We start from the raw sequence: 21,729 nt of genomic DNA, 5'->3' as shown, positions 1-21,729 counted from the left end.
CTTCTTAACACTCTATGTAGCGCCCCATTCATGCAGACACGGCGGAACCTAACGCCTGCCGGTACTGCTGTGCATACATCCCAGCAACGCGCTCGGGGTTCCAGAGCTGCTCGGCTCGTTGCCGCGCCGCATCACCAAGTTGTCGATTTCGATGAGGATCCTCCAGCACCCAGGCGATGGCTGCAGCCAGTGAGGCGGGATCGAAGGGCTCTGCCAGGTAGCCTGTGATTCGATCCTCAACGACGTCGACCAACCCGCCGGTGCGGAAAGCCACCACGGGTGTGCCGCAGGCGTGGGCTTCCAGGCCAGTGTTGGGCAGGTTGTCCTGGCGGGAAGGAATCACGAATACATCGGCAGCGGCGTAGAACAACCGCAGACTGATGTCGTCGTGGAGATGGCCGCTGTAGTGAATGGGAAAGCCCAGCTCAGGAGGCTCCGCAGGGAGGCTCTGGCCGAACACCACCAGTTCGAGCTCTGCCAGCGGCGTGTCTGAGGCGCCTGCCTTGAGAGAACGCAGCGATTTCCGCAGCAAGTCGGCACCCTTGCGCGGGTCGAGGGTGCCGCCCATCGCCCCGAACAGCACCAGAGGCCGATCCAGCGGCAACCCCAACAGGATGCGGGCTTGCGCCTGGTCGCAGGGTGCCCATGCTTCGACATCAATGGGATTAGGGATCACTGTGATCGGCCACTCACGCATCAGGGCGCTGCGCCGTGCACAATTCGCCAGCCAGGTGCTGGGGCAAACGATCCGCATTGGCCGCTGCCAGGCACGGCGTTTCTGCAACCAGCAGCGGCGGTTGAGGTCGGGGCCGCGCTCCTGCTTCGGGCGGCTGTCTGGGGTGTAGCCCAGTTCGAAACGCCGATCCGAGCTTTCGCTCTCGCCCGCCCCCGGCGGGTGGGTGTAGTGCTCAGTGCCACAGAAGGCCCATTGGTCGTGGAGGGTCCATACCAGGGGCTGGGGGAGCTGGCCGATCTCCTGCACCGAAAGAGTGGCATCGCAGAGCCAGTGCAGGTGCAGCAGATCGGTTGTCTGCGCATGGCGGCGAGCCTGTAGCTCCGCCCCCAATCCGGTGGCCAGCCAGGCATTGGAATGCAGCACCGGATTGGTGGTGACGAAGCCGCGGTATGACCAGTTCCTCAGCCGTGGCGCCAGCCGCCGCCACATCCTGCTGCGTTGCGAAGGGGCCGCGCCGCCGATCACAGAGGAGTCGCTGCTGAGTTTCTGGAGCACCCGCAGTTGCGATTGCAGCCCGTGGGGTTGGCCGTGGTCCACCAGGCAACGGTGGATCCGGTAGGCGGCGCGGGCGGCTCCACCGGAGATGTCAGACGCATTGACGTGGAGGATCTTCATCGCCTTGGCCTAATCACCGCCAACATTGTGCGTGGATAGTGGAGCGGCTGGGTGACCAGCAGGCCAGCGCGATGGCTCCAATTCTGCAGGCGGTTGGATTTCCACTGGCGCCAGGGAAACAGCTGCTGGGAACGGCGTTCCAAGGCCCGCAAGCGCGGCCAGTTTGGCTCGATCCTCTGGGAACGCCGGTAGATGGTGGCGTGGCTTCCCTCACAGGGGCCCAGCCTCTCCAGCCCCAGCTCACGGCAAAAGCTGCCAAAGCTGTAGCGCAGGTGAAAGGTGCAGGGCAGGTGGCACTGGATCACTGGATGGAAGCAATTGGCGATCAGCAGATGGCCTCCAGGGCGCACAGCCTGCACCATGCGCGCCAGCAGGGCCAGTGCATCTGGCACATGCTCGAGCACATCAGTGCTCACCAATACGTCATAGGCCTCACTGGTGAATCCGGGCACAAAATGGATGTTTGAGAAGGGCCGGCAGCTCTCGATGCCGTGCCGGTGTGGATAGGGCTCGCAGATGTGGATCGGCGCCGCTGGAAGGGCCTAGGCCAACAACCGGGCCAGGTTGCCGAAGCCACCGCCCGCATCCACCACATGCTCAGGGCGAAGGGCGGCGGCGGCCGCTGTGATGGCACGCCAGTGCCCCATTGATGTGGAATGTTGTTCAATGAACATGCCGTTCAGCAACCACACCGGATGGCGGTAAAAGCTGGAGTAGCGCTCTTCATCCACGCGCAGGTTGTCACAACCGCACTCCTGCCAGGCCTGGTCCATGAGCCACCAAAGTTGTTCAAGGGATGGATCCGATCCCACCGCTGCGAGGAGTTGCACGATGGCTTGGTGTTCAGCAAAAGATAGCGAGAAGCAACCTGGCTCAATCATGAAGCTTGTCTTCCTCTTCGAATCGTTCGAGGCAGGACATGAAGCATAAACGGGCAAAGGTGATTTCGGTTGTTGATGTTGTGACCGGGCGTTGCGAAATGGTCAAAAGCTGATGCCAGGGAATTCAGCGTCTAAAAAAACTGGTGATGGCTATTCTGGTCTCGCGTGATTTGTCCCTGCGTGGCGTGGCTGCTGGCTGTCCACCGATAAAGTCATGACATATTGGCATGCTGATTCGCTTGAGGCTCGCTTGTGCCCGCTTCAGTGTCTGCGCTGGATCCATTGAGCCAGCCCATCATTTCTTCGCATTGAATCGACAGGTCTGCGGGCATTTCAAGCTCATCGGAAGTCTGGCCGAGTGGCGATTGAGAGCGGATCAAGCGTCGCTCGCAGGACATCCTTGGATCATGGCTAATCACGATCTCTTCAAGACGTTGCCCGTAGGATACGCTCGAAATTCTGCCAACACATTCCCTTCCGGCTTGGTTGAGGCCGAGACCAAACACGCCAAGCAACACGTCCTCAATGTCTTGAACGGGATTGGCGCAAAGGTCTGCGTAGTTCAGGAAGTAAATCCGGCTGCCCTGGGGCGCCGCTGCATAGCTGCGGTAGAAGTCGAGCCATGCGGGCAAACCGTGGTGGCGGCAGGTGATCAGCTGATTGAGATTCTGGTAGTCACTGCAGCCGCTGGCAATGAGGAATCTGTAATAGGACTTCATCACACACAATGGCTCGCGATAGAGGCAGATGATCGAGCGAAATTGTGTCTTGTGGCGCGCGTGGGTTTTCAGCACCCGGCAGCCATTGTTCGAATCTATCTTCATCAACCCCGATGCCTTTGCCAGGCTTGATGTTGATTGATCAAGGTCTAGTGAAGAGCGCAGGCTCGCATAGATATGCGGATTGGCAACGCAAAGCTGATCCCTGTTCTCAAGAAGATGATTGAGAACAAAAAAGAGAAAGCTGCCACCTGATCTGGGAAACTCAGCCAGCACAGTGTTGACCTGCACGGAGCCGCTAATGATTTCCTCTGCGATCCTCTCCGCTCCTGCGTTGATCATCATCCTCGCAGCAGTTTTCAGCTTTTGCTTAAGAAAGGCTTTCATAAACTCCTTTGAGGAAGAAACTGATTGCTCTAAAGTTGGACAACGCTGATATCAATTCTTGCTCGGAGGCAAAGAAGTGTAAGCGGTGACATGGTTATTCCTGCTGAAGCATAACCCATGGCCTCATTGCGTCTTCCCCGCCGTCCCCACCACTGCTCGGGAGCCGCTGCCGAAGCCAGGGTCCGTGAGGGATAGCAGCACTGAGCCAACCTCGCTAACCTCCGCCGCACCACCTGGCCCATCGCTGCATCTATGGCCGCAACGATCTATCTGCATTGGACGGCCACCCCTTACAGCTGGGTGAGATCAGGGGTGTATCACACGATCGTGGCTGGTGATGGACATCTGCATCGGCTCCATTCCTACACGATGGATCTCAACGCCCATACCTGGCGTCGCAACAGCAATGCCGTGGCCATCTCCTGTGCCTGCATGGGTGGCAACCCCGATCCCTGGACGATTCCTCCCACCGAGGCCCAGCTCGAAGCGATGTGCCAGGAGGTGGCCGCAGTGGCGCGCAGCTGGAACTGGCGAGCCGAAGAGATCACCATTCAGCGCGTGATGACCCACGCGGAAGCGGCCGCCAACCGAGATGGCCGCCTGATGCATGACAACTACGGCCCGGTGGCCTGGGGCGGCAGCGGCGAACGCTGGGACTTCATGCAACTGCGCAGGGGTGGCCCCGCCGACGGTGGCGAGCAGCTGCGGCAACGGATTCGTGAACTCCTGGCCCCTGCCCCCGCTGGTGCCGTGGGCCCAGCCCCTTTGCTCTTTCGCCGCAAGGCCTCGATGACGGCCCGCGGCACCAGCCTCGCTGTGGACATCGATGCCAATGGCACCTCCTGGGCCCTGGCCGCCGACCTGCTCACCCTTTACGACATCCCGTTTGAGTGGAACCCCGGCCAATGCCGCATCCTGATCGGCAGCACCGACATTGCCCCCACCTACCGAGAAGACGGCGTGCAGACCTCCATCGGCCATCCCCTGTTCGAGATGGGCCTCCAGGGCGGCAACGCGCCGGTGATCCTGCGCGGCATCCTGCGTGAGAACCGCGCCTGGTGCCGCGTGCTGGAATTTGCCGAGGCCCTCGGCATCACCGCCTTCTTCGCGCCGTTTGCGCTGGGGGAGAGGCGCGGGGGCTAAGGCACCAGTATCGGCGGATCTCCATCGATCCCACCACCGTAGCGCGCGTGATCTTGCGGGTCACGAAGATATCGCCGCGGCGTGGGCTTTCGTGGTTGAACAGAATGCCATTGCAGGCATCCATTCCATGGGCTTCCCGATCATTCAGGGTGATCCAGCAGGTATCAAGCTTTGCCGCCCCCCATTGGGGCTTCTTGGATAGAAGGGAGTGGATTTCTGCTGCGGTGTTTCCTGCACCAGGCCGTCGAGCACGCTGGCGCTGGCCTGGTCTGCGTGCTTCGGGCATCAAGCCGCCAGCAGTCATGAAAAAGCCAGGGGCGAACCCCTGGCATTGAAACAGGATGCAGCGATGGCTCAGTCGCGGCGGCCGCCGCCATTGAGGGCGATGATCAGGCGCAGAATGAAGATGAACAGGTTGATATAGGTGAGATACATGCCCAGCGCGCCGGCCAGATATTGGTCGTCGCTGTAGGTGCGAGGCATCGTGTAGAAGTCGAGGAAGGCGGCTCCCACGAACAGAACGGTGCCGAAGCCGGCGATCAGCAGCTCAAAGCCGTTGCCACCGAAGCCGGGGATAAAGATCCCGCCCACAACCTGCACCACCATGGCGATGATCAGGCCGAGGATGCCCAGGCCCACCACGCCACTGAGGGCCTGGCCCAGGTTGTCGCTCATGCGCCGGCCCACCATCGAGGCCACCACGAAGGTGATGCCGGTGGCCAAGGCTGCGGTGCCGATCGCGCCGATGCCCGCGGTGCCGATCGCCATCGCCACGATGCCGCTGAGCGTGAAGCCCGTGATCAGGCTGTAGATCGCCAGGATCGGCAGCGCCGTGCTGTTGTTGCCCTTCATCGCCACGTTCTGGGCGACGAAGAACAGGATGAAGTTGCCGATCAACGCCACCCAGAACAGGGGCATGAACAGTGGGGTGCCGATCATCGACAGGCCACCCACCACACCACCGGCGGTGAGCACCATGCCGCCGCCCACATAGGGCAGGGCCTTGTTGACGACGTTGGGGCCGACGAGGGCGCTGCCTTGCGCCTCGCGGATCGCTTGCTGAAAATTGCTGCTGGCCGGCATGGCTCACCAGAGGTTCGAACCTCTCCATCCTGCCAGCGAGGCCCGGGCTGCGGAGTGTGGATCTCCCTAACCACGAGCTCCCATGCGCGTTTCAGCGCAGCCGGTCCCGCCCGCGCGGCTCGCGGCTGCCCGCTTCCCGCCCCCGTTGCTGCCGCTCGGCGTCGAGCCGGCCGTAGGCCTCCACCAGCCGCTGCACCAGCGGATGGCGCACCACATCCGCGGCGGTGAGGGTACACACCGCCACCCCTTCGACGCCTTCCAGAACCCGCGCCGCCTCCTCCAGGCCGCTGATTTGATCGCGCGGCAGATCCACCTGGGTGGGGTCGCCCGTGACCACCATCCGCGAGTTCTCCCCCAGCCGCGTGAGCACCATGCGCATCTGGGCCGCAGTGGTGTTCTGCGCCTCATCGAGGATCACGAATGCATCGGCCAAGGTGCGGCCCCGCATGTAGGCCAGCGGTGCCACCTCGATCACGCCTTTCTCCAGCAGGGCGCTGGTGCGTTCCGCCCCCAGCAGGCTGTGCAGCGCGTCGTAGAGGGGGCGGAGGTAGGGATCCACCTTCTGCTGCAGATCGCCGGGCAGGAAGCCCAGCCGTTCGCCGGCTTCCACCGCGGGTCGGGTGAGGATCAGCCGCTCCACCCGCCGCTCGTTGAGCATGCGCACCGCCTGAACCGTGGCCAGGAAGGTTTTGCCGGTGCCCGCCGGCCCGAGCGCCAAGGTGAGGTCGTGGCGTTCCATCGCCTCCACATAGCTGCGCTGCCGCAGCGTGCGCGGCCGCAGCAGCTTGCCGGCCTGGCTGCGGGCCAGCACTACATTGCCCAGGTCGCGATGTTCGGCGCTGCGGCCGGTGTCGAGCGCCACCAGGGCGGTTTGCACATCGATCGCCCCGACGGCCTGGCCCTCTTGCCAGAGCGGCCGCAACAGATCCACGAGCGCGGCGGCCCGCTCACGCTGGCTGCTGCGCCCCTGAATGGATAAATCAAGACCCCGCAGCACCATCGCAGCGCCGGTGAGCGCCTCAATGTGATGCAGGGTGGCTTCCGCTTCGCCGGCCAGTGCGAGCGCCGCCGAAGGATTCGGCAATGCAATGAGCGTGCGGGAAGAAGAGGTGTCGGCCCCGGTCATGGGGCGCGCCCTCAAGCGGCCGCAGAAGCAGCAGTGGGTTCAGGCTCAGCGGCCTCTTCGGCAGCCTCAGGGGCAGCGGCCTCAGCAGCAGCGGCTTCTGCGGCTGCAGCAGCCTCAGCGGCTGCCGCCGCAGCTTCAGCTTCCTTGGCAGCAGCTTCGGCGGCTTCCTTGGCAGCGGCTTCAGCAGCGGCGGCTTTGGCCTCAGCTGCTTCCTTTTCAGCCTGCTTGGCGACGGCTTCGCGGGCAGCGGCCTGCTTGGCCTTGCCGACGGTTTCGCCCGGACGGATCGATTTCTCGATCAGACCGCCTTTCTCGAGCAGCGAACGCACCGTGTCGGTGGGTTGGGCGCCCTGGCCCAACCGCACGCGGATCGCTTCGGTATCGAGGCGGGTTTCTTTCGTGCGGGGGTTGTAGAAGCCCAGCTCCTCCAGCGGCCGGCCATCACGACGTGATGTGCTGTTGGTGGCAACCAAGCGGAAGCTCGCTTCCCGCTTCTTGCCGAACCGCTTCAGGCGGAGCTTGATCATCGTGGCGCAGTCGTGAAGATGGCAGTTCCTAACCGTACAACAGCCCTCACAGCCACCACCCGCAGGCGGCGCTTGCTCACAGCTGGCCGAAACCCTTGCGCTTCTTGGCGGGCCGGTTGGCCTTGCGCGCGCCGCCACCACCGGCCCCACCGGCAGCGCCCGGCATCCCCGGGAATCCGGGCATGCCGCCCATGCCCGGCAGGCCGCCGCCCATTCCGGGCATCCCTGGCATCCCACCCATCCCTGGCATTCCGGGCATTCCGGGCATTCCGGGCATGCCGCCGCCGCGGGTCATCTGCTGCATGAAGCCGCGCATCTTCTGAAAATCGGCCAGCACCTTGTCGACATCCGCCGGGGTGTGGCCGCTGCCGGCGGCGATGCGCCGCCGGCGCGACGGTTGGGCCGCCAGCAACTGCGGTTGCTGGCGTTCGTTCTCGGTCATCGAGCCGATCATCGCCTCGATCCGCTTGAGCTGGGCTTCGCCCTGTTTGAGCATGCCGTCGTCGATCTTGTTCATGCCCGGGATCAGCTTCATCAGCCCGCCGAGCGATCCCATGCGCTTGATCATGCGCATCTGCTGGACGAAGTCGCTGAAGTCGAAGGAGGCTTCCTGCAGCTTCTTCTGCATGCGCTCCACATCGCCGATCTCCACCTCCTTCTGGGCTTTCTCCACCAGGGTGAGCACATCGCCCATGCCCAGGATGCGGCTGGCCATCCGCTCCGGGTGGAAAGGCTCGAGCGCCTCCACCTTTTCGCCGGTGCCGATGAACTTGATCGGGGCGCCACTCACTTTGCGGATCGAGAGCGCTGCACCACCGCGGGAGTCACCGTCGAGTTTGGTGAGCACCGCTCCGGTGATGCCCACCTGCTCGTGAAAGGCGCGGGTGAGCTCGGCCGCTTCCTGGCCAATCATGGAATCCACCACCAGCAGCACCTCATCGGGCGCTGCCACGGTGCGGATCCGCACCATCTCCTCCATCATCGCGGTGTCGATCTGCAGCCGGCCGGCGGTGTCCACCAGCACGGTGTCGAAGCCTTCAGCGCGTGCCTTGGCCACACCGGCGGCGGCGATGTCTTCCGGTTTGGCGTCGGCCCCCAGGCTGAACACCTCCACGCCGATCTGCCTGCCGAGGGTCTGCAGCTGCTCGATGGCGGCAGGCCGGTACACGTCGGCGGCCACCAGCAGCGCGCGCCGTCCCCGTTCCTTGAGGTGGAGGCCCAGCTTGGCGGTGGCGGTGGTTTTACCTGCCCCCTGCAGACCGGCCATCAGCACCACCGTGGGGGCTTGATCGGCATGGGCCAGCGGCGCGTTCTCGCCGCCCATCACCTCCACCAGCGCCTGATGCACCAGCTGGATGAACTGCTGATCCGGGCTCACCCCGCGCACCACCTCGGCCCCGACGGCGCGCTCACGCACATCGGCGATGAAGCCCTTGACCACATCGAGGCTGACATCGGCCTCCAGCAGGGCCCGGCGCACCTGCAGCAGCGCCCCGTCCACGTTGGTTTCGGTGATCGTGGCCTGACCCCGCAGGCTCTTGACCGCGTCTTCAAAACGCAGAGAAAGTTCGTCGAACATGGAGCGATGCGCCGGCGGATCGTGAACCGATCGTAAAAACATGCCGGCCCGGCTTCCGCCACACCTTCAGTAGCCCGCCTCAGCGGGCCAAATCGGCAGCCGGTTTCAGTCGCCAAGCCCCAAGGGCTTGGGTTCCGTTCAGGGCCGCGGACGGAAGCCGGCCACCTTCCACACCTCGCCCTCGCGGCCGAAGACGTACAGGTTGCGCAGGTTGGTGGTGGGGGTGCGCCCGATCACCTTCCCCTGTGCGTCGAGCGCGGTGTCGCTGTAGCGGATTTCCACCGCCGCGACGATCCGCTTTGGCGTGCGGGTATTGATGCGGAAGTCCTGGATCTCGGCCGTCACCTGCTCGCGGCTCACGCCCCGCGCGCGGTTGTCGCGTTGCTGCGCGGTCAGTTCGCGCACCTGCCTTTCCCCGGCCAGATCCGCCGGCGGGGTGGCGGGGGTGTTGCCAGCAAGCGTCGCGGCTTTGGTCTGCAGCCAGGCTTCCAGCAGAGCGCGCAGCTGGGCCGCGTTCGGTTCCGCGCTGGTGAGCGGCACCGTTGCCGCCGGACGGGCCGGCGTAGGCGTTGGCGGTGGGTTCACCGCGGTGGGGCTCTTGGCAGGGGTGCCTGCTGGGGCCGTGGGCGTACCGGCGGCGCCCTCTCCCGGCGCGGGCCGCTCGCCCGGCGTGACCGGCGACAAGGGCCGCAGGGCCATCATCCCCGCCAGGCCGGTGGCAACAAAGGCCCCCACCAGAACCGCGGCCGCAGCCAGGCGGCCCCAGGTGGGCAGTGCCTTCCAGCCAGCGGTGCCACGGGGCCCCCGTCGGGCGCGGTCGCTGGCGCTGGGCTGTGCCGGCGCGGTGGCCGTTGTGCCGAAGGGATCGGTGGGGTCCAGCGGCGGGGTTGCGGCTCCCGCAGCGGGCTCCAGCGCATCCGGCCAGCGCATCGGATCTTCAGCGGCGTCGGCCGGGGTCAGGGGCGGCGAAGCCGCAAGGCCAGGAGCCGTGCTGAGGGGCGGAGTGGTAGCGAGGGCTGGAGCCGTGCTGAGGGGCGCAGGCGCTTCAATGCCCGATTGGCTCTGCAACGCGCGGGCCTGGCGCCGGTCGAGCTGCTCCACGTAGGCCTGCACATCGCGGTCGGCGAAGTAGGCCTCCAGATCGGGGTCGGCTTCGATGTCGCGGTAGCCGGCGAGCACGTCGCGCCGCAGCCAGTCGCAGCAGTAGGCGCAGAGCTGGGCCAGCGGCTCGCTCCCCTGTTCTGCCGCCCAGGCGCGCAGGGCGGGATCGGCGCCCTGGATGAAGCAGGCCTCCGCCGTGGCCACCCGCCCCAGCAGCAGGTGCTGGCAGGCAAGGAAGGGTTGCAGGCCCGGTTGACCACTCGCCTCCAGCCGCAGCTGGGCGGCGGCGATGCGTTCCGGTTTGCGCTGGGCGAAGCCGGAGGCGGTGAGCGCCAGGCTGGCCAGGAATTCAGCGGTGGCGGAGCCGGCGGTGGTGGCGTTGCCGCTGGCCCAGCGGCTGAACAGGTCGACCTGCTCCTGCACCGTCAGGTACTGGCGGATCTGCTTGAAGAAGTCCTGGAAGTCTTTCCTCGGCAGGGCTGGATCGCCGTCGCCCTCCAGTCCGCCGCGGCGCTCCACCAGCATCTCCAGCAGCTTCAGCCCTTCGGCGCGCTCGTCGGTGGCGCTCAGATCGCGCCGCAGCAGATCCAGCACCCGAAACGGCAGCAGATCGGCCAGGTCGTGTTCCATCTGCCGTTGTTGCTCCGGTTGGCGGCCCGTGCGCCGCATCAAGGTGATGCCCTCCTGGAGCAGCTGGGCCGCCCGCTCAAACTGACGGCGCCCTTGCAGCTCCCTGGCGCCCAGGCGGCAGGCCTCCCCCGCCAGCAGGGTGAGATCCGCCTCCCGGTGGCTGCCCAGCGCCGGAGCCTGCGGCGGTTGCAGGCAGCGGCGGGCCGCATCGAAGGCCTCGATCGCCTGCCCCGCTTCCATCAGCAGCAGCAGGGCTCCGATCTCGCGGGAGGGCGGCACGTCCAGGCCCGGTGTCAGGGTGCCGTCCTCGGTGTCGAGCGCCATCAGCTCGGCTTCATAGGCCTGGCGGCGCTCTGGATCGCTGAGCAGATCAGCGCTTTCGCGCAGCAGCAAGGCGCGGGCCTCCAGGGCTGCAGCGGTGAAGCCCTGTTCCGGCGGCCGGTCGAGCCGCTGCTGCAGGGTGTGCAACACCGTCTGGGCGTCGGTGGCCGGTCTCACCCCCAGAAGTTGGAAATGGTCGATCGGCAGTTCCAACCCTGGCGACTCGCAATCCCGTGGCACGGGCTTGGCAGGGAGTGTAGGCAGAGGCAACGAATTTGACTCTGTTGACGGAACAGACCCCGTACAGTCGGCGGTCAGACGTTCCACCGGCCCTGCCATGACCCAGGAGATCGCTGTTCCGGCCCGGCCGGAGGCCACCCCGGTCAGCAGCCCACTCAGCAGCCACTCGGAACGGCTCGCTTCCCTCTACACAGCGGGCCCCACAGCGGTGAGCCGCGACGACGGCCTGATCCTCTACCGGGACATGACCCTGGGGCGGCGCTTCGAAGACAAGTGCGCGGAGATGTACTACCGCGGCAAGATGTTCGGCTTCGTGCACCTCTACAACGGCCAGGAGGCCGTGAGCACGGGCGTGATCAAGGCGATGCGGGCCCAGCACGACTGGTTCTGCAGCACCTACCGGGATCACGTGCACGCCCTCAGCTGCGGTGTGCCGGCCCGTGAGGTGATGAGTGAGCTGTTCGGCAAGGCCACCGGTTGCAGCAAGGGGCGCGGCGGCTCCATGCACCTGTTCTCCAAGGAGCACCACCTGCTGGGCGGTTATGCCTTCATCGGCGAGGGCATTCCGGTGGCCCTTGGCGCGGCGTTCACCAGCCGCTACAAGCGCGACGCGATGGGTGATGCCAGCAGCGATTCGGTCACCGCCGCCTTCTTCGGCGATGGCACCTGCAACAACGGCCAGTTCTTCGAATGCCTGAACATGGCGGCGCTCTGGAAGCTGCCGATCCTGTTCGTGGTGGAGAACAACAAGTGGGCGATCGGCATGGCCCACGACCGTGCCACCAGCGATCCGGAGATCTGGCGCAAAGCCGCCGCCTTCGGCATGGCCGGAGAGGAAGTCGACGGCATGGATGTGCTGGCGGTGCGGGCCGCGGCCCAGCGGGCGGTGGAGCGGGCCAGGGCGGGCGAAGGCCCCACCCTGCTGGAGTGCCTCACCTACCGCTTCCGCGGCCACTCCCTGGCCGACCCCGATGAACTGCGCAGCGAGGCGGAGAAGGAGTTCTGGGCGCAGCGCGATCCGATCAAGGCCCTCGCCGGCCATCTCACCGCCCACGGCCTCGCCAGCGCCGAGGAGCTCAAGGCGATCGAGAAGGAGATCGACGCGGAGGTGGCCGATGCCGTCAGCTTCGCCCTGGCGGCACCCGAGCCCGATCCCGCCGAGCTCACCCGCTACATCTGGGCCGAAGACTGAGCCTTGGTGCCGGCCCTCAAAGCCGGCTGGGCACCCGGTGGGTGAGGCTGCGCAGCTTTCGCAGCGCCTTGAGTTCCACCTGCCGCACCCGTTCGCGCGACACCTCAAGCCGACGGCCGATTTCGGCGAGGGTGTGCCGCTCATCGCCGTGCAACCCGAAGCGGAGTTCGAGCACCTGGCGCTCCTGTTCGGAGAGATGGCTGAGCCAGTGATTGAGTTGCTCGTGGTGCATGCCGCGCTCCACCACATCGAGCGGCTCCTCGTTGGCGGGATCGGCGATCAGATCTCCCAGGAAGCTGCGGCCCTCTTCGCCGTTCACGGGCGCATCCAGGCTGGAGGTGGTCAGTGCCTGGCCCAGCAGGGCATCGAGCTCTTCGATCGGCATCGCCATGGCCTCGGCGATTTCGCGGCGGCTGGGCATGGCGCCGAGCTTGTGGGCCAGATCGAGGCTCACGCGGCGGATGGCCGTGAGCCGTTCGCTCAGATGCACCGGCAGGCGGATCGTGCGTGACTGACAGGCGATCGCGCGGGTCATGCTCTGGCGGATCCACCAGAAGGCATAGGTGGAGAACTTGTAGCCGCGGGTGGGATCGAATTTCTCCACCGCCCGCTCCAGGCCGAGCGATCCTTCCTGGATCAGATCCAGCAGCTCCAGACCCTTGCCCTGATATTTCTTGGCAACGCTCACCACCAGCCGGAGGTTGGCTTTCATCATCCGTTGCTTGGAGCGGCGGCCGATCCGGATCGTCTGGCGCTGTTGATCGGTGGGCTGAACCGGCTCCGTGGGTTGGGTGAGCAGCATCATGGCTTGCACCTGATTGCCCAGTTCGATCTCTTCTGCAGGGGTGAGCAGCGGTTCCCGGCCAATGGAGATGAGATACCAGCTGATCGGATCCCCGCCGCGGCTCCGAGTGCTTTTTTCGCCCTGGAGGCTGGAGGCTGTCATGGAGGAGCCTGTGGCCGCTGTAGGTCGTCACTATCCGGTCAGTTTTTTAAAAGGGGCTGTGATTTCAGCAACCTTTCAACTTTTTGCGTGCAAAAGGAAACATTGGCCGGTTTGATTGAACGATTCGAGCCTGTTTCGCCTCCTTCAACCGCCATCGCCCAAGGCCGCAGCCACCGCCTGGGGCGTGGCCTGCCCTGCCCCTCGTTGCCGCCCGCAGGCCAGGCCCGCTTCGGCATGGTCGAGCACTGCCGCCGCCAGCAGCGACCCATCTCCGGCGGCGGCCCAGGCGCCTCGCCCGGCCGCATACCCCGCCAGCACATCCCCCAGGCCGGCCCGGGCGGCGGCGGCGGCGGCATGGAGCACTTGCCAGCGCCGCCCATCGGCAGCGGCCACCACGGTGCGGGCCCCCTTGAGCGCCAGGCTCACCCCGCACCGCTGCGCGGCGGCGGCGGCGGCCCGTAGCGGCGCCTCGCCGGCCAGGTCGGGAAACAGCCGGGTGAACTCTCCCTGGTGGGGCGTGAGCCAGGTGGCTCCGGCCCGGCCCCGCAGCCAGTCCTCCGGCGCTCCAGCGGCGCCGGCAGCCAGGCGGTTGAGCCCGTCGGCATCGAGCACCAACAGGCCCTCAAAGCGGCGCAGCGCGTCCCAGCCATGCGCTTCGTTGCCCGCGCCGCAAGCAGCCCCGCTGCCGCCCCCGATGCCTGGCCCCACCAGCACGGCATCGAGCCGCTCCAACAGCCCAGGAGCCGCCAGCTGCGCCAGCGCCAGCCCGCCGCCGGCCTGCTCCCCCAGGGCGGCGCTGATCACAACGTGAGGCTGCACCATCCAGATCCCCTCCGCCAGTGCATGGGGCAGGGCCGCCCGCAGGCTGCCGCAGCCGCTGGCACTGGCCCCCAGCAGGCTGAGCTGGCCGGCGCCGGGGTAGGCGGCGCTGCCGCTCACCACCAGCAGGCGCCCCCGCCCGTATTTGCTGGCCGCCACCGGCCGCTGGGGCCAGGGCGCGCTGGCCCGGTCGCCGCCCAGCAGCGCCAGCGGTTGATCGGCGGGCAGCTCCGCCAGCAGCGCCGCCGGCAGCCCGAGCTCGAGGCGCTCCAGCTGGCCCACCCAGGCCAGGGCCGTGTCCTGCACCAGCCCCTGCTTCAGCAAGCCCAGGCAATAGGTGATGGTGGCGCAGGCGGCCACGGAGCCCAGCGGCCGGCCGCTGTCGGCGCAGAGGCCGGTGGGCACATCGATCGCCACCAGCCGGCCGCCCATCAGCCGTTGGCGTTGCTCCAGCAGGGTGGCGATCCGGGGCTCCGGCGGCCTGTGCTGGCCGATACCGAACAGCCCATCGACCCACAGCTCGGCCGCCGCCGGATCGGGTGGCCCCGCCAGGCGCTCGATGCCCAGCCAGGCCGCATGGCGCAGATGGGCGTCAGTGAGGGGTTTGTGGCGCTCAAATGGACTCCACAGCCGTACGGCGATACCGGCCAGGTGCAGCTCCCGTGCCACCACCAGCGCATCGCCGCCGTTATGGCCCGGCCCTGCCAGCACGAGCACGCCATCGCGCAGCAGTTCGGGCCGCGCCAGCAGCGCCCGGCTGATCGCCAGGGCTGCCTTTTCCATCAACGCCTCAACCGGCAGCCCGCTGGCGAACAGGCGCTGTTCCAACGCCGCCATCGGCGCGGATTCCACCAGCAGGTGGGCGGCATCACGGGCGGGCCAGCAGGTCATGGCAGCACTCCAGGGGCGGCGCCCAACCGAGCTGGGCGCTTCGCTTCATGATGGAGACGCCCCGACGCTGCGCACTCGCGCCGGCGGCACTGCTTCCTTTGGCTTCCTCCCCCTCCGCCACAACCGGCGCTCCTGCCGCCCGTTCTGCCACTCCTGCGGGCTCTGCTGCTGCCCCCGCTGCTGCCGCGATCGGCCGCCTGCGGGGCTGGCCCGGCGAGCATCGCGTGGCGGTGGGGCTCTCCGGTGGCGTCGACAGCTCGCTCACCGCGGCGCTGCTGGTGGAGGCTGGCTGGCAGGTGGAGGGGCTCACCCTCTGGTTGATGAGCGGCAAGGGAACCTGCTGCGCCGAAGGGCTGGTGGACGCCGCCGGGATCTGCGAACAGCTGGCCATTCCCCACCACGTGGTGGATTCGCGCGCCCGCTTCGAGGAGCAGATCGTCGGGTTTCTGGTGGAGGGCTATGCCGCCGGGGTCACGCCCCTGCCCTGCTCCCGCTGCAACCGCGAGGTGAAGTTCTCGCCGATGCTGGAGTGGGCGCAGCGCGAACGCGGCATTGGCCGGATCGCCACCGGCCACTACGCCCGCCTGCGGCACGCGGCCGAATCGGCCGGTCGCACCCAGTTGCTGCGCGGCCTGGATGCGCGCAAGGACCAGAGCTACTTCCTCTACGACCTGCCCCAGCAGGTGCTCAGCCGGCTGGTGTTTCCGCTCGGGGAGCTCACCAAGGCGGACACGCGGCTGGAGGCGGAGCGCTACGGGCTGCGCACGGCCAAGAAGCCTGAATCCCAGGACCTCTGCCTGGCCGATCACCACGGCTCGATGAAGGCGTTTCTGGATGCCTACCTGCCGCCGCGCCAGGGGGAGATCGTGCTGAGCGATGGGCGGGTGCTGGGCCAGCACGACGGCATCGAGCACTTCACCATCGGCCAGCGCAAGGGTCTGGGGGTGGCCTGGAGCGAACCGCTGCATGTGGTGCGCCTTGATGCCGCCATGAACCGGGTGGTGGTGGCGCCGCGGGCCGAGGCGGGTCGGGGGGGCTGTGTGGTGGGGGCCATCAACTGGGTGTCGATTGATCCGCCCGAGGCGGCGCTGGATCTCGACGTGCAGGTGCGCTACCGCAGTGCTCCGGTGGCCGCCCGGCTCACCCCCCTGGCCGCCACCGCCGCCGATACGGCCGCGGGCCGGCCCAGCCGCGCCCGCCTGGAATTTGCTGAGGAGCAGTTTTCGATCACCCCCGGCCAGGCGGCGGTGTTTTATGCCGGGGAGGTGCTGCTGGGTGGTGGCTTGATTGCCCCAGAAGTTCACCAGTAGGGATCAACCGCCAGCTCCACCTGCAGGACGCCGCTGCCGCAGGCGGGAACCGCAGCGATGCAGGCCCTCAGCACCTCGCCATTGACGTCGATCTCGCAGGCACCGCAGCTGCCGCCGAGGCAGCCGGTGGGAATCACCACCCCGGCCGCTGCTGCGGCCTGCAGCCAGTCGCTGCCCACGGGCGCCCTGGTGGTGCTGCCGTCGGGCCACTGGATCGCCACCACGGGCGCTGGGTTTGGCGGGACCTCAGGCATGGCGGAGCGAAGGGGGGAGGACGCAAGCGGGCTGGGGGCCGCTCGCGTTCAGCAGTGGCGCCAGGTTCACCTCCGCTTCAAAGGCGTCGGCGAGGCGATCGAGCAAGCCTTCGCGCTGCAGGCCGTGATGCGGCACATCCAGCGGCAGGGCGCTGAGCCCGCGCGCTTCGCGCAGCTGATTGAGCCACTGCCGCCGCCAGCGGCCGTTTTCGAACAGGCCGTGCAGGTAGGAGCCGGCCACCCTGCCCGACCACCAGCCCAACCCGGCGCCCGCTTCACCCGCCGCCAGCGGCTGGCAGCGAGCGGAATCGAGGCACTCGGTGTGCCCCTGATGCAGCTCGAAGCCTTCCAGCGGTGTGCCCGCCGCGGGCCAGCAGGCCAGCTCGCGGCGCTGACGCAGGGTTTTCCCTGCCACAAAGCGGGTGGCCAGTGGCAGCAGCCCGAGTCCGCGCCCATCCTCCCCGGTGGCCGTTCCTGCGCCCCCCTCCAGCCCCTGCGGATCCTCGAGCCGTTCCCCCAGCATCTGCAGGCCGCCGCAGAGGCCGAACAGGTGGCCGCCGCCAGCCACGAATCGCAGCAGCGCATCGGCCAGCGGGCTCTCCTTGAGCGCGGCCAGATCCCGCAGGGTCTGCTTGCTGCCGGGCAGGATCACCGCATCGGGCTGGCCGAGCGGATCCCCGGGCCGCACCCAGCGCAGGCGCACACTCGGTTCGGCCTCCAGCGGATCGAAGTCGGAGAAGTTGCTGATCGACGGCAGCCGCACCACGGCGATCTCCAGCTCCGCCTCGGGTTTGCGGGCCCGCCGTTCCAGCAGATCGAGCGAATCTTCCGGTGGGAAGAGTTCATCGAGCCAGGGCATCACGCCCAGCACCGGAATCCCCGTTTCCTGCTCCAGCCACTGGCGCCCTGCGTCGAACAGCTGCCGCCGCCCGCGGAAACGGTTGATCAGGATGCCCCGGATCAGCGGGCGCTCCACCGGTCTGAGCAGGGCCAGGGTGCCAACGATCTGCGCGAACACACCGCCGCGCTCAATGTCGGCCACCAGCAGGCAGCGCGCCCGTAGGAACTGGGCCAGGCGCAGGTTGGTGAGATCCCGGGCCTGCAGGTTCACCTCCACCGGGCTGCCGGCCCCCTCCAGCACCAACCGCCCGCCGGGATGGCTGAGCCGCAGCTCCTCGAGCCCCTGGCGAATCGCCTGCCAACCGGGGCGGAACCAGTCGCGGTAGTAGTGCTCGGCGCGGGCCGTGCCCACCGCGCGGCCCATGTGGATCACCTCGCTGGTGCTGTCGCCCTGCGGCTTGAGCAGCACCGGGTTCATCGCCACCCGCGGCTCCAGGCCCGCCGCCCAGGCCTGCAGCGCCTGGCTGTAGGCCATTTCACCGCCGTCCTCATCCACCCAGGCGTTGAGGCTCATGTTCTGCCCCTTGAAGGGCACCGGTGTTTCGCCGCGGCGCCGCAGCACCCGGCAGAGCGCTGCCGTCATCAGGGATTTGCCGGCGCCGCTGCTGGTGCCCAGCACCATCAATGCTGGCGGCACTTGGCCGGAACCTGGGGCCGGCATGGTCACAGGAGCGGTCACAGGCGCGGCCGGTAGCGGCTGATCGCATGGCGCAGCTGTTCATTCCAGCCGGCGGGTGGAATTTCGTTCCCCCAGCCGGTCAACAGCTGGCGGCCCATGGGGGTGAGCCGCACCCGTTCCGTGAGCCCCTGGCCATCCACTTCACGGCGCAGCACGCCGAGCCGGATCAGCCAGATGAACAGATTTTCGGTGTCGTCGGGCGTCAACCTGGTGCTGCAGAGCGTGTCCGCATCGGCGCGGGCCCACAGCGCCACACTGCTGAGCGGCTCATGCTCCAGCAGGCGGTAGAGGTTGAGGCGAAACGGCAGGCAGCGCATGGCGCTGGCGGCGCGGGCCAGCGAGCGAGGGTTGTCCAGGATGGGGTCCATGGGGTTGATTCTCCCCAATCCCTGCGCCGGCCGGCGGTGGCTTCCGCCCCCAGGCTGGGCGAGCAGCCCCTGGTTCGCTCCCTTTTGCGCCTTGCAGTTGTCCCTCCATACCGCCGTGTTCACCTCTCCCCTGGTGCTTGCTTCCGCCTCCCCGGCCCGCCGCCTGCTGCTGGAGCGGGCCTGCATTCCCCATCGCGCCCTGGCCAGCGGCTTCGATGAAGCCACGATCGTGGCCCCCGACCCCTGTGCGCTGGCCCGGCAGCTGGCCGCGGCCAAAGCTGAGGCCGTGGCCACCACTCTCGCCGGCGGCGCCCCCGCTGCCCACGGCCCGGGGCTCGTGCTGGGCTGTGATTCGTTGTTCGTGTTTGAGGGCGAGATCCACGGCAAACCCAGGGACGCCCGCCAGGCGATCGAGCGTTGGCAGCGCATGTCTGGATGCTGGGGCGAGCTGCACACGGGCCATTGCCTGCTGGGCAGCGGCGCACCGCGCCTGGCCAGCGTGACCACCCGCGTGCAGTTCGCCCAGCTCGAAGCCGCTGAAATCGAGGCCTACGTGGCCAGCGGTGAACCGCTCGGCTGTGCGGGTGGTTTTGCCCTGGAAGGCCGCGGCGGCTTGCTGGTGGAGAGCATCGAGGGCTGCGTGAGCAATGTGATCGGCCTCAGCCTGCCGCTGTTGCGCCGCTGGTTGAAAGATGCCGGCGCCCTGCAAGCGAGTGCTTGAGGGGCTGAGAGCGGTTCAGCAGTTGGTCAGCAGTTGGTCAACGGAAGAGGGTGTTGAACAGGTTCTGAAGGAACAAACCTGTGGGGTTGACCTCTTCGACCCCGCCTGGCTGGCCCTGGTTGTTCCAACGGCTGTCCTGGGCCTCAAGCCGCAGGTCAGACCAGCGGAAGCTCACGTTGCCGTTGCGGTTGCTCACCTGCACAGGCCAGACACCGCTGGCATCCCTGAGCACAAGATTGCCTTGCCGGTTGAAGAAGCTGTAGCGGCGCCCATCGCCGAGCTCCACGTTGTAAGCCATGCCACTCGACAATTCGCGCCGATTGAGCACGCAGTTGCCATTGAAGAGGCGGCGGTTCCCCTGCCGCAACTCGCAGGCGGTGTTGCCCTGACCTTGCTGCTGCCAGTTGTTGTTGTTATTCCAACCATTGTTGTTATTCCAGCCTCCGCCGCTGTTGTTGTTATTCCAACCATTGTTGTTGCTGTTGTTCCAGCTGTTGTTGTTGGATCCAGGGTTGCGCCAGGCGCCGTTGTTGCCGAACAACTGCTTGCTCAACGCCTTGCTGATGTTCTTGCCGCCCCAGCCATCGTCCCAGCAGGTCTGCCGCCGTACATCGCAGACATCACCGTTGCTGAGCTTGAACTGGGTGGGACGGTTGCTGCCTGACAGCTTGCGGATCAGCTCCCGTTCGGCGCTGCGGCCGAAAAACTCCCGGGTGAGCGTCACCGACACCCCTGTGCGGTCAAAGCACATCTTTGTGGCCTGATCGCAGACCACGCCATTGCGCGGGAAATCGACGGAGGCTTTCTTGGCGGCCGCCGGCAGAGCAGCTGCGAATGGCCCCAAGGCCAGCGGGAGGGCTGCTGCGGCAACCATGAGGCCTGCGGAGGGGCGGATGCTCACGGGAAACTCGCGGTGTCTCTCAAAGCTACGAAGAGCCGAGGGGGCTGGCATCACTGGACTGTGTCCTCCCGGCGGCAAAGCATCACCAAGTCTGTCTGGCCTGGCTGCCCATGAAAAAACCCCCGGCGGAGCCAGGGGTAGGGCAGAAACCAGCGGAGCTCAGTCGAGGTCCGGCATGGCCAGGGTGGGCTCGGCCTTGCGGTCGATGCCCTTTTCAAAACCAGCAGCAGCAGCGCGGGCGCGGCCTGCATGCCAGAGGTGGCCCACCAGGAAGAAGAAGGCGAGCACGAACTGGGTGGCCGAGAGCCATTGGCGCACGTTCACGAAGTTCACCGAGTTGGGCTCGGTGATGATGCCGCCCACGGAGTTGAGGGAGGCGTTCGGTGCGTGGGTCATGTATTCAGCGGCCCGGCGCACTTGCCAGGGCTGAATGTCGTTCTGGAGCTTGTCGAGGCTGAGGCCATTGGGGCCACGCAGGGGCTCAAGCCAGGGACCGCGGAAGTCCCAGAAGCGCATGGTTTCACCACCGAAGATGATCTCACCGGTGGGGGAGCGCATCAGGTATTTGCCAAGGCCGGTGGGGCCCATGGCCGAACCGATGTTGGCGCCCAGGCGCTGGTCACGCACCAGGAAGGTGAAGCTCTGGGCCTGTGAAGACTCGGCGTTGGTGGGGCCGTAGAACTCAGAGGGATAAGCGGTGTTGTTGAACCAGATGTAGGCCGAGGCGATGAAGCTCATGAAGCTCAGGGCGCCCAGGCTGTAGCTGAGGTAGGCCTCACCGTTCCAGATGAAGGCGCGGCGCACCCAGCCGAACGGCTTGGTGACCACGTGCCAGATGCCACCGAAGATGCAGATCAGGCCGAGCCAGATGTGGCCGCCGATGATGTCTTCCATGGAGTTGACGCCGATGATCCAGCCCTCGCCACCGAAGGGGGCGCGGAACAGATAACCGAAAATCACACCGGGGCTGAGGGTGGGGTTGGTGATGATGCGCACATCGCCGCCGCCAGGGGCCCAGGTGTCGTAGACACCGCCGAAGAACATCGCCTTGAACACCAGCAGCAGACAACCCACACCCAGCAGGATGAGGTGGTAGCCGATGATGTTGGTCATCTGGTTCTTATCACGCCAATCCTGAGAGAAGAAGGAGGAGTAGTTCTCAAGGATCTCAGGGCCGCGCAGGGCGTGATACAAACCGCCCAGGCCGAGAACGGCCGAGCTGATCAGGTGCAGAACACCGACAACGAAGAAGGGGTAGAGGCTGGTGACCTCACCACCGGGACCGACGCCGTAGCCAAGGGTGGCCACGTGCGGGAACAGGATCAGGCCCTGTTCGTACATCGGTTTGTCGAAGGTGAAGTGGCTCACCTCGAACAGCATCATGGCGCCGGCCCAGAACACCATCAGGCCGGCGTGGGCCACGTGGGCCCCAAGCAGACGACCAGACAGGTTGATCAGGCGTGCATTGCCGGCCCACCAGGCATAACCGGTGGAGTCCAGGTCTTTGCCGCCGACGGCCGTAAGAGAAGGACTAGAGAGCGTTACCACGGGGCAGAACCTCTTCAGGGAAGACGAAGTTTTCATGCGGCTGGTCAGCCGGTGCCATCCAGGCACGCAGACCTTCATTCAGAAGAATGTTCTTCGTGTAGAAGGTTTCGAA

Annotated in this window: 19 protein-coding genes and 3 pseudogenes; 4 read left to right on the top strand and 18 right to left on the bottom strand. The window is 66.6% G+C overall.

Going from position 1 to position 21,729, the window contains the following annotated elements; genetic code table 11:
- Positions 1-28: 28 nt before the first annotated feature.
- From KBY97_RS03375 to KBY97_RS03360, 4 genes are all read right to left on the bottom strand, one after another.
- Positions 29-1,351 (bottom strand): glycosyltransferase, encoded by a 1,323-nt coding sequence (locus KBY97_RS03375; protein ID WP_255145288.1) that lies wholly within the window; start codon positions 1,349-1,351, stop codon positions 29-31.
- Positions 1,348-1,869, bottom strand: coding sequence for a methyltransferase domain-containing protein (locus KBY97_RS03370; protein WP_255145482.1), 522 nt, complete (start codon positions 1,867-1,869; stop codon positions 1,348-1,350). Before KBY97_RS03370 ends, KBY97_RS03375 begins: the two co-directional genes overlap by 4 nt.
- 24 nt (positions 1,870-1,893) lie before the next feature.
- A complete protein-coding gene (locus KBY97_RS03365) occupies positions 1,894-2,181 on the bottom strand; it encodes a hypothetical protein (protein WP_255145287.1) in 288 nt (95 codons plus the stop codon).
- 263 nt (positions 2,182-2,444) lie between these two features.
- Entirely contained in the window at positions 2,445-3,338 is an 894-nt protein-coding gene (locus KBY97_RS03360) for a sulfotransferase domain-containing protein (RefSeq protein ID WP_255145286.1), read from the bottom strand.
- A gap of 252 nt (positions 3,339-3,590) precedes the next feature.
- Between KBY97_RS03360 and KBY97_RS03355 the strand changes: the two genes are divergently transcribed.
- Positions 3,591-4,481, top strand: a complete 891-nt coding sequence (locus KBY97_RS03355) for an N-acetylmuramoyl-L-alanine amidase (RefSeq protein WP_255145285.1) — start codon at positions 3,591-3,593, stop codon at positions 4,479-4,481.
- A gap of 43 nt (positions 4,482-4,524) precedes the next feature.
- Here the strand turns inward: KBY97_RS03355 and KBY97_RS03350 are convergent.
- The 6 genes and pseudogenes from KBY97_RS03350 to KBY97_RS03325 form a co-directional block, all read right to left on the bottom strand.
- Positions 4,525-4,748: pseudogene (locus tag KBY97_RS03350) on the bottom strand (GDP-mannose 4,6-dehydratase); the annotation flags it as partial.
- 87 nt (positions 4,749-4,835) lie between these two features.
- A complete protein-coding gene (locus KBY97_RS03345) occupies positions 4,836-5,564 on the bottom strand; it encodes a Bax inhibitor-1 family protein (RefSeq protein WP_255145284.1) in 729 nt (242 codons plus the stop codon).
- 91 nt (positions 5,565-5,655) lie between these two features.
- A complete protein-coding gene (locus KBY97_RS03340; protein WP_255145283.1) occupies positions 5,656-6,690 on the bottom strand; it encodes a PhoH family protein in 1,035 nt (344 codons plus the stop codon).
- 110 nt (positions 6,691-6,800) lie between these two features.
- Positions 6,801-7,217: pseudogene (gene rpsP / locus KBY97_RS03335) on the bottom strand (30S ribosomal protein S16); the annotation flags it as partial.
- 76 nt (positions 7,218-7,293) lie between these two features.
- Complete coding sequence (ffh, locus tag KBY97_RS03330; protein WP_255145281.1) at positions 7,294-8,796, bottom strand: signal recognition particle protein; 1,503 nt, start codon at positions 8,794-8,796, stop codon at positions 7,294-7,296.
- A gap of 138 nt (positions 8,797-8,934) precedes the next feature.
- Positions 8,935-11,088 carry an IMS domain-containing protein gene (locus tag KBY97_RS03325; protein ID WP_255145280.1) on the bottom strand — a complete coding sequence of 718 codons (2,154 nt, stop codon included), beginning with the start codon at positions 11,086-11,088 and terminating at the stop codon, positions 8,935-8,937.
- Between the two features lie 97 nt (positions 11,089-11,185).
- Here KBY97_RS03325 and pdhA point away from each other — a divergent pair, with 97 nt between their 5' ends.
- On the top strand, positions 11,186-12,280 hold the full coding sequence (pdhA, locus tag KBY97_RS03320) for a pyruvate dehydrogenase (acetyl-transferring) E1 component subunit alpha (RefSeq protein ID WP_255145279.1): 1,095 nt from the start codon (positions 11,186-11,188) through the stop codon (positions 12,278-12,280).
- 16 nt (positions 12,281-12,296) lie between these two features.
- Here the strand turns inward: pdhA and KBY97_RS03315 are convergent, their stop codons facing one another.
- Positions 12,297-13,226 carry a sigma-70 family RNA polymerase sigma factor gene (locus KBY97_RS03315; protein ID WP_255145278.1) on the bottom strand — a complete coding sequence of 310 codons (930 nt, stop codon included), beginning with the start codon at positions 13,224-13,226 and terminating at the stop codon, positions 12,297-12,299.
- A gap of 144 nt (positions 13,227-13,370) precedes the next feature.
- Positions 13,371-14,936 carry an NAD(P)H-hydrate epimerase gene (locus KBY97_RS03310; protein WP_255145277.1) on the bottom strand — a complete coding sequence of 522 codons (1,566 nt, stop codon included), beginning with the start codon at positions 14,934-14,936 and terminating at the stop codon, positions 13,371-13,373.
- A 197-nt stretch (positions 14,937-15,133) separates the two neighbouring features.
- On the opposite strand from KBY97_RS03310, the gene mnmA reads away from it, so the two are divergent.
- Complete coding sequence (gene mnmA / locus KBY97_RS03305) at positions 15,134-16,246, top strand: tRNA 2-thiouridine(34) synthase MnmA (protein WP_399217258.1); 1,113 nt, start codon at positions 15,134-15,136, stop codon at positions 16,244-16,246.
- On the opposite strand, the gene KBY97_RS03300 is transcribed toward mnmA, so the two are convergent.
- Genes KBY97_RS03300 through KBY97_RS03290 form a run of 3 tightly spaced genes read right to left on the bottom strand, consistent with a single transcriptional unit; the run spans position 16,237 to position 18,447 of the window.
- Entirely contained in the window at positions 16,237-16,500 is a 264-nt protein-coding gene (locus tag KBY97_RS03300; protein WP_255145275.1) for a 2Fe-2S iron-sulfur cluster-binding protein, read from the bottom strand. The genes mnmA and KBY97_RS03300 overlap by 10 nt on opposite strands.
- A complete protein-coding gene (locus KBY97_RS03295; RefSeq protein WP_255145481.1) occupies positions 16,493-18,022 on the bottom strand; it encodes a cobyric acid synthase in 1,530 nt (509 codons plus the stop codon). Before KBY97_RS03295 ends, KBY97_RS03300 begins: the two co-directional genes overlap by 8 nt.
- A gap of 53 nt (positions 18,023-18,075) precedes the next feature.
- A complete protein-coding gene (locus KBY97_RS03290) occupies positions 18,076-18,447 on the bottom strand; it encodes an Npun_F0494 family protein (protein WP_255145274.1) in 372 nt (123 codons plus the stop codon).
- Between the two features lie 115 nt (positions 18,448-18,562).
- On the opposite strand from KBY97_RS03290, the gene KBY97_RS03285 reads away from it, so the two are divergent.
- Entirely contained in the window at positions 18,563-19,168 is a 606-nt protein-coding gene (locus KBY97_RS03285) for a nucleoside triphosphate pyrophosphatase (RefSeq protein ID WP_255145273.1), read from the top strand.
- 37 nt (positions 19,169-19,205) lie between these two features.
- Here the strand turns inward: KBY97_RS03285 and KBY97_RS03280 are convergent, their stop codons facing one another.
- The 3 genes and pseudogenes from KBY97_RS03280 to KBY97_RS03270 all read right to left on the bottom strand — a co-directional run.
- Positions 19,206-20,042 (bottom strand): YcgJ family protein, encoded by an 837-nt coding sequence (locus KBY97_RS03280; protein ID WP_255145272.1) that lies wholly within the window; start codon positions 20,040-20,042, stop codon positions 19,206-19,208.
- 186 nt (positions 20,043-20,228) lie between these two features.
- On the bottom strand, positions 20,229-21,617 hold the full coding sequence (gene psbC, locus KBY97_RS03275) for a photosystem II reaction center protein CP43 (RefSeq protein WP_255145271.1): 1,389 nt from the start codon (positions 21,615-21,617) through the stop codon (positions 20,229-20,231).
- Positions 21,601-21,729, bottom strand: a pseudogene (locus KBY97_RS03270) (photosystem II D2 protein (photosystem q(a) protein)); the annotation flags it as partial. The gene psbC and the pseudogene KBY97_RS03270, both read right to left, overlap by 17 nt.

This window comes from Synechococcus sp. ATX 2A4, assembly GCF_024346375.1.
Taxonomy (GTDB): domain Bacteria; phylum Cyanobacteriota; class Cyanobacteriia; order PCC-6307; family Cyanobiaceae; genus MW101C3.
This window is presented reverse-complemented; position numbering and strand designations above follow the sequence as displayed.

Bases quoted from the DNA above. Each gene is read 5' to 3' on its own strand.
- KBY97_RS03290 (WP_255145274.1), bottom strand. From the start codon at position 18,447: ATGGACCCCATCCTGGACAACCCTCGCTCGCTGGCCCGCGCCGCCAGC.
- KBY97_RS03315 (WP_255145278.1), bottom strand. From the start codon at position 13,226: ATGACAGCCTCCAGCCTCCAGGGCGAAAAAAGCACTCGGAGCCGCGGC.
- KBY97_RS03375 (WP_255145288.1), bottom strand. From the start codon at position 1,351: ATGAAGATCCTCCACGTCAATGCGTCTGACATCTCCGGTGGAGCCGCC.
- KBY97_RS03345 (WP_255145284.1), bottom strand. From the start codon at position 5,564: ATGCCGGCCAGCAGCAATTTTCAGCAAGCGATCCGCGAGGCGCAAGGC.
- KBY97_RS03340 (WP_255145283.1), bottom strand. From the start codon at position 6,690: ATGACCGGGGCCGACACCTCTTCTTCCCGCACGCTCATTGCATTGCCG.
- KBY97_RS03280 (WP_255145272.1), bottom strand. From the start codon at position 20,042: ATGGTTGCCGCAGCAGCCCTCCCGCTGGCCTTGGGGCCATTCGCAGCT.
- KBY97_RS03310 (WP_255145277.1), bottom strand. From the start codon at position 14,936: ATGACCTGCTGGCCCGCCCGTGATGCCGCCCACCTGCTGGTGGAATCC.
- KBY97_RS03360 (WP_255145286.1), bottom strand. From the start codon at position 3,338: ATGAAAGCCTTTCTTAAGCAAAAGCTGAAAACTGCTGCGAGGATGATG.
- KBY97_RS03300 (WP_255145275.1), bottom strand. From the start codon at position 16,500: ATGCCTGAGGTCCCGCCAAACCCAGCGCCCGTGGTGGCGATCCAGTGG.
- KBY97_RS03295 (WP_255145481.1), bottom strand. From the start codon at position 18,022: ATGGTGCTGGGCACCAGCAGCGGCGCCGGCAAATCCCTGATGACGGCA.
- KBY97_RS03355 (WP_255145285.1), top strand. From the start codon at position 3,591: ATGGCCGCAACGATCTATCTGCATTGGACGGCCACCCCTTACAGCTGG.
- ffh (WP_255145281.1), bottom strand. From the start codon at position 8,796: ATGTTCGACGAACTTTCTCTGCGTTTTGAAGACGCGGTCAAGAGCCTG.
- pdhA (WP_255145279.1), top strand. From the start codon at position 11,186: ATGACCCAGGAGATCGCTGTTCCGGCCCGGCCGGAGGCCACCCCGGTC.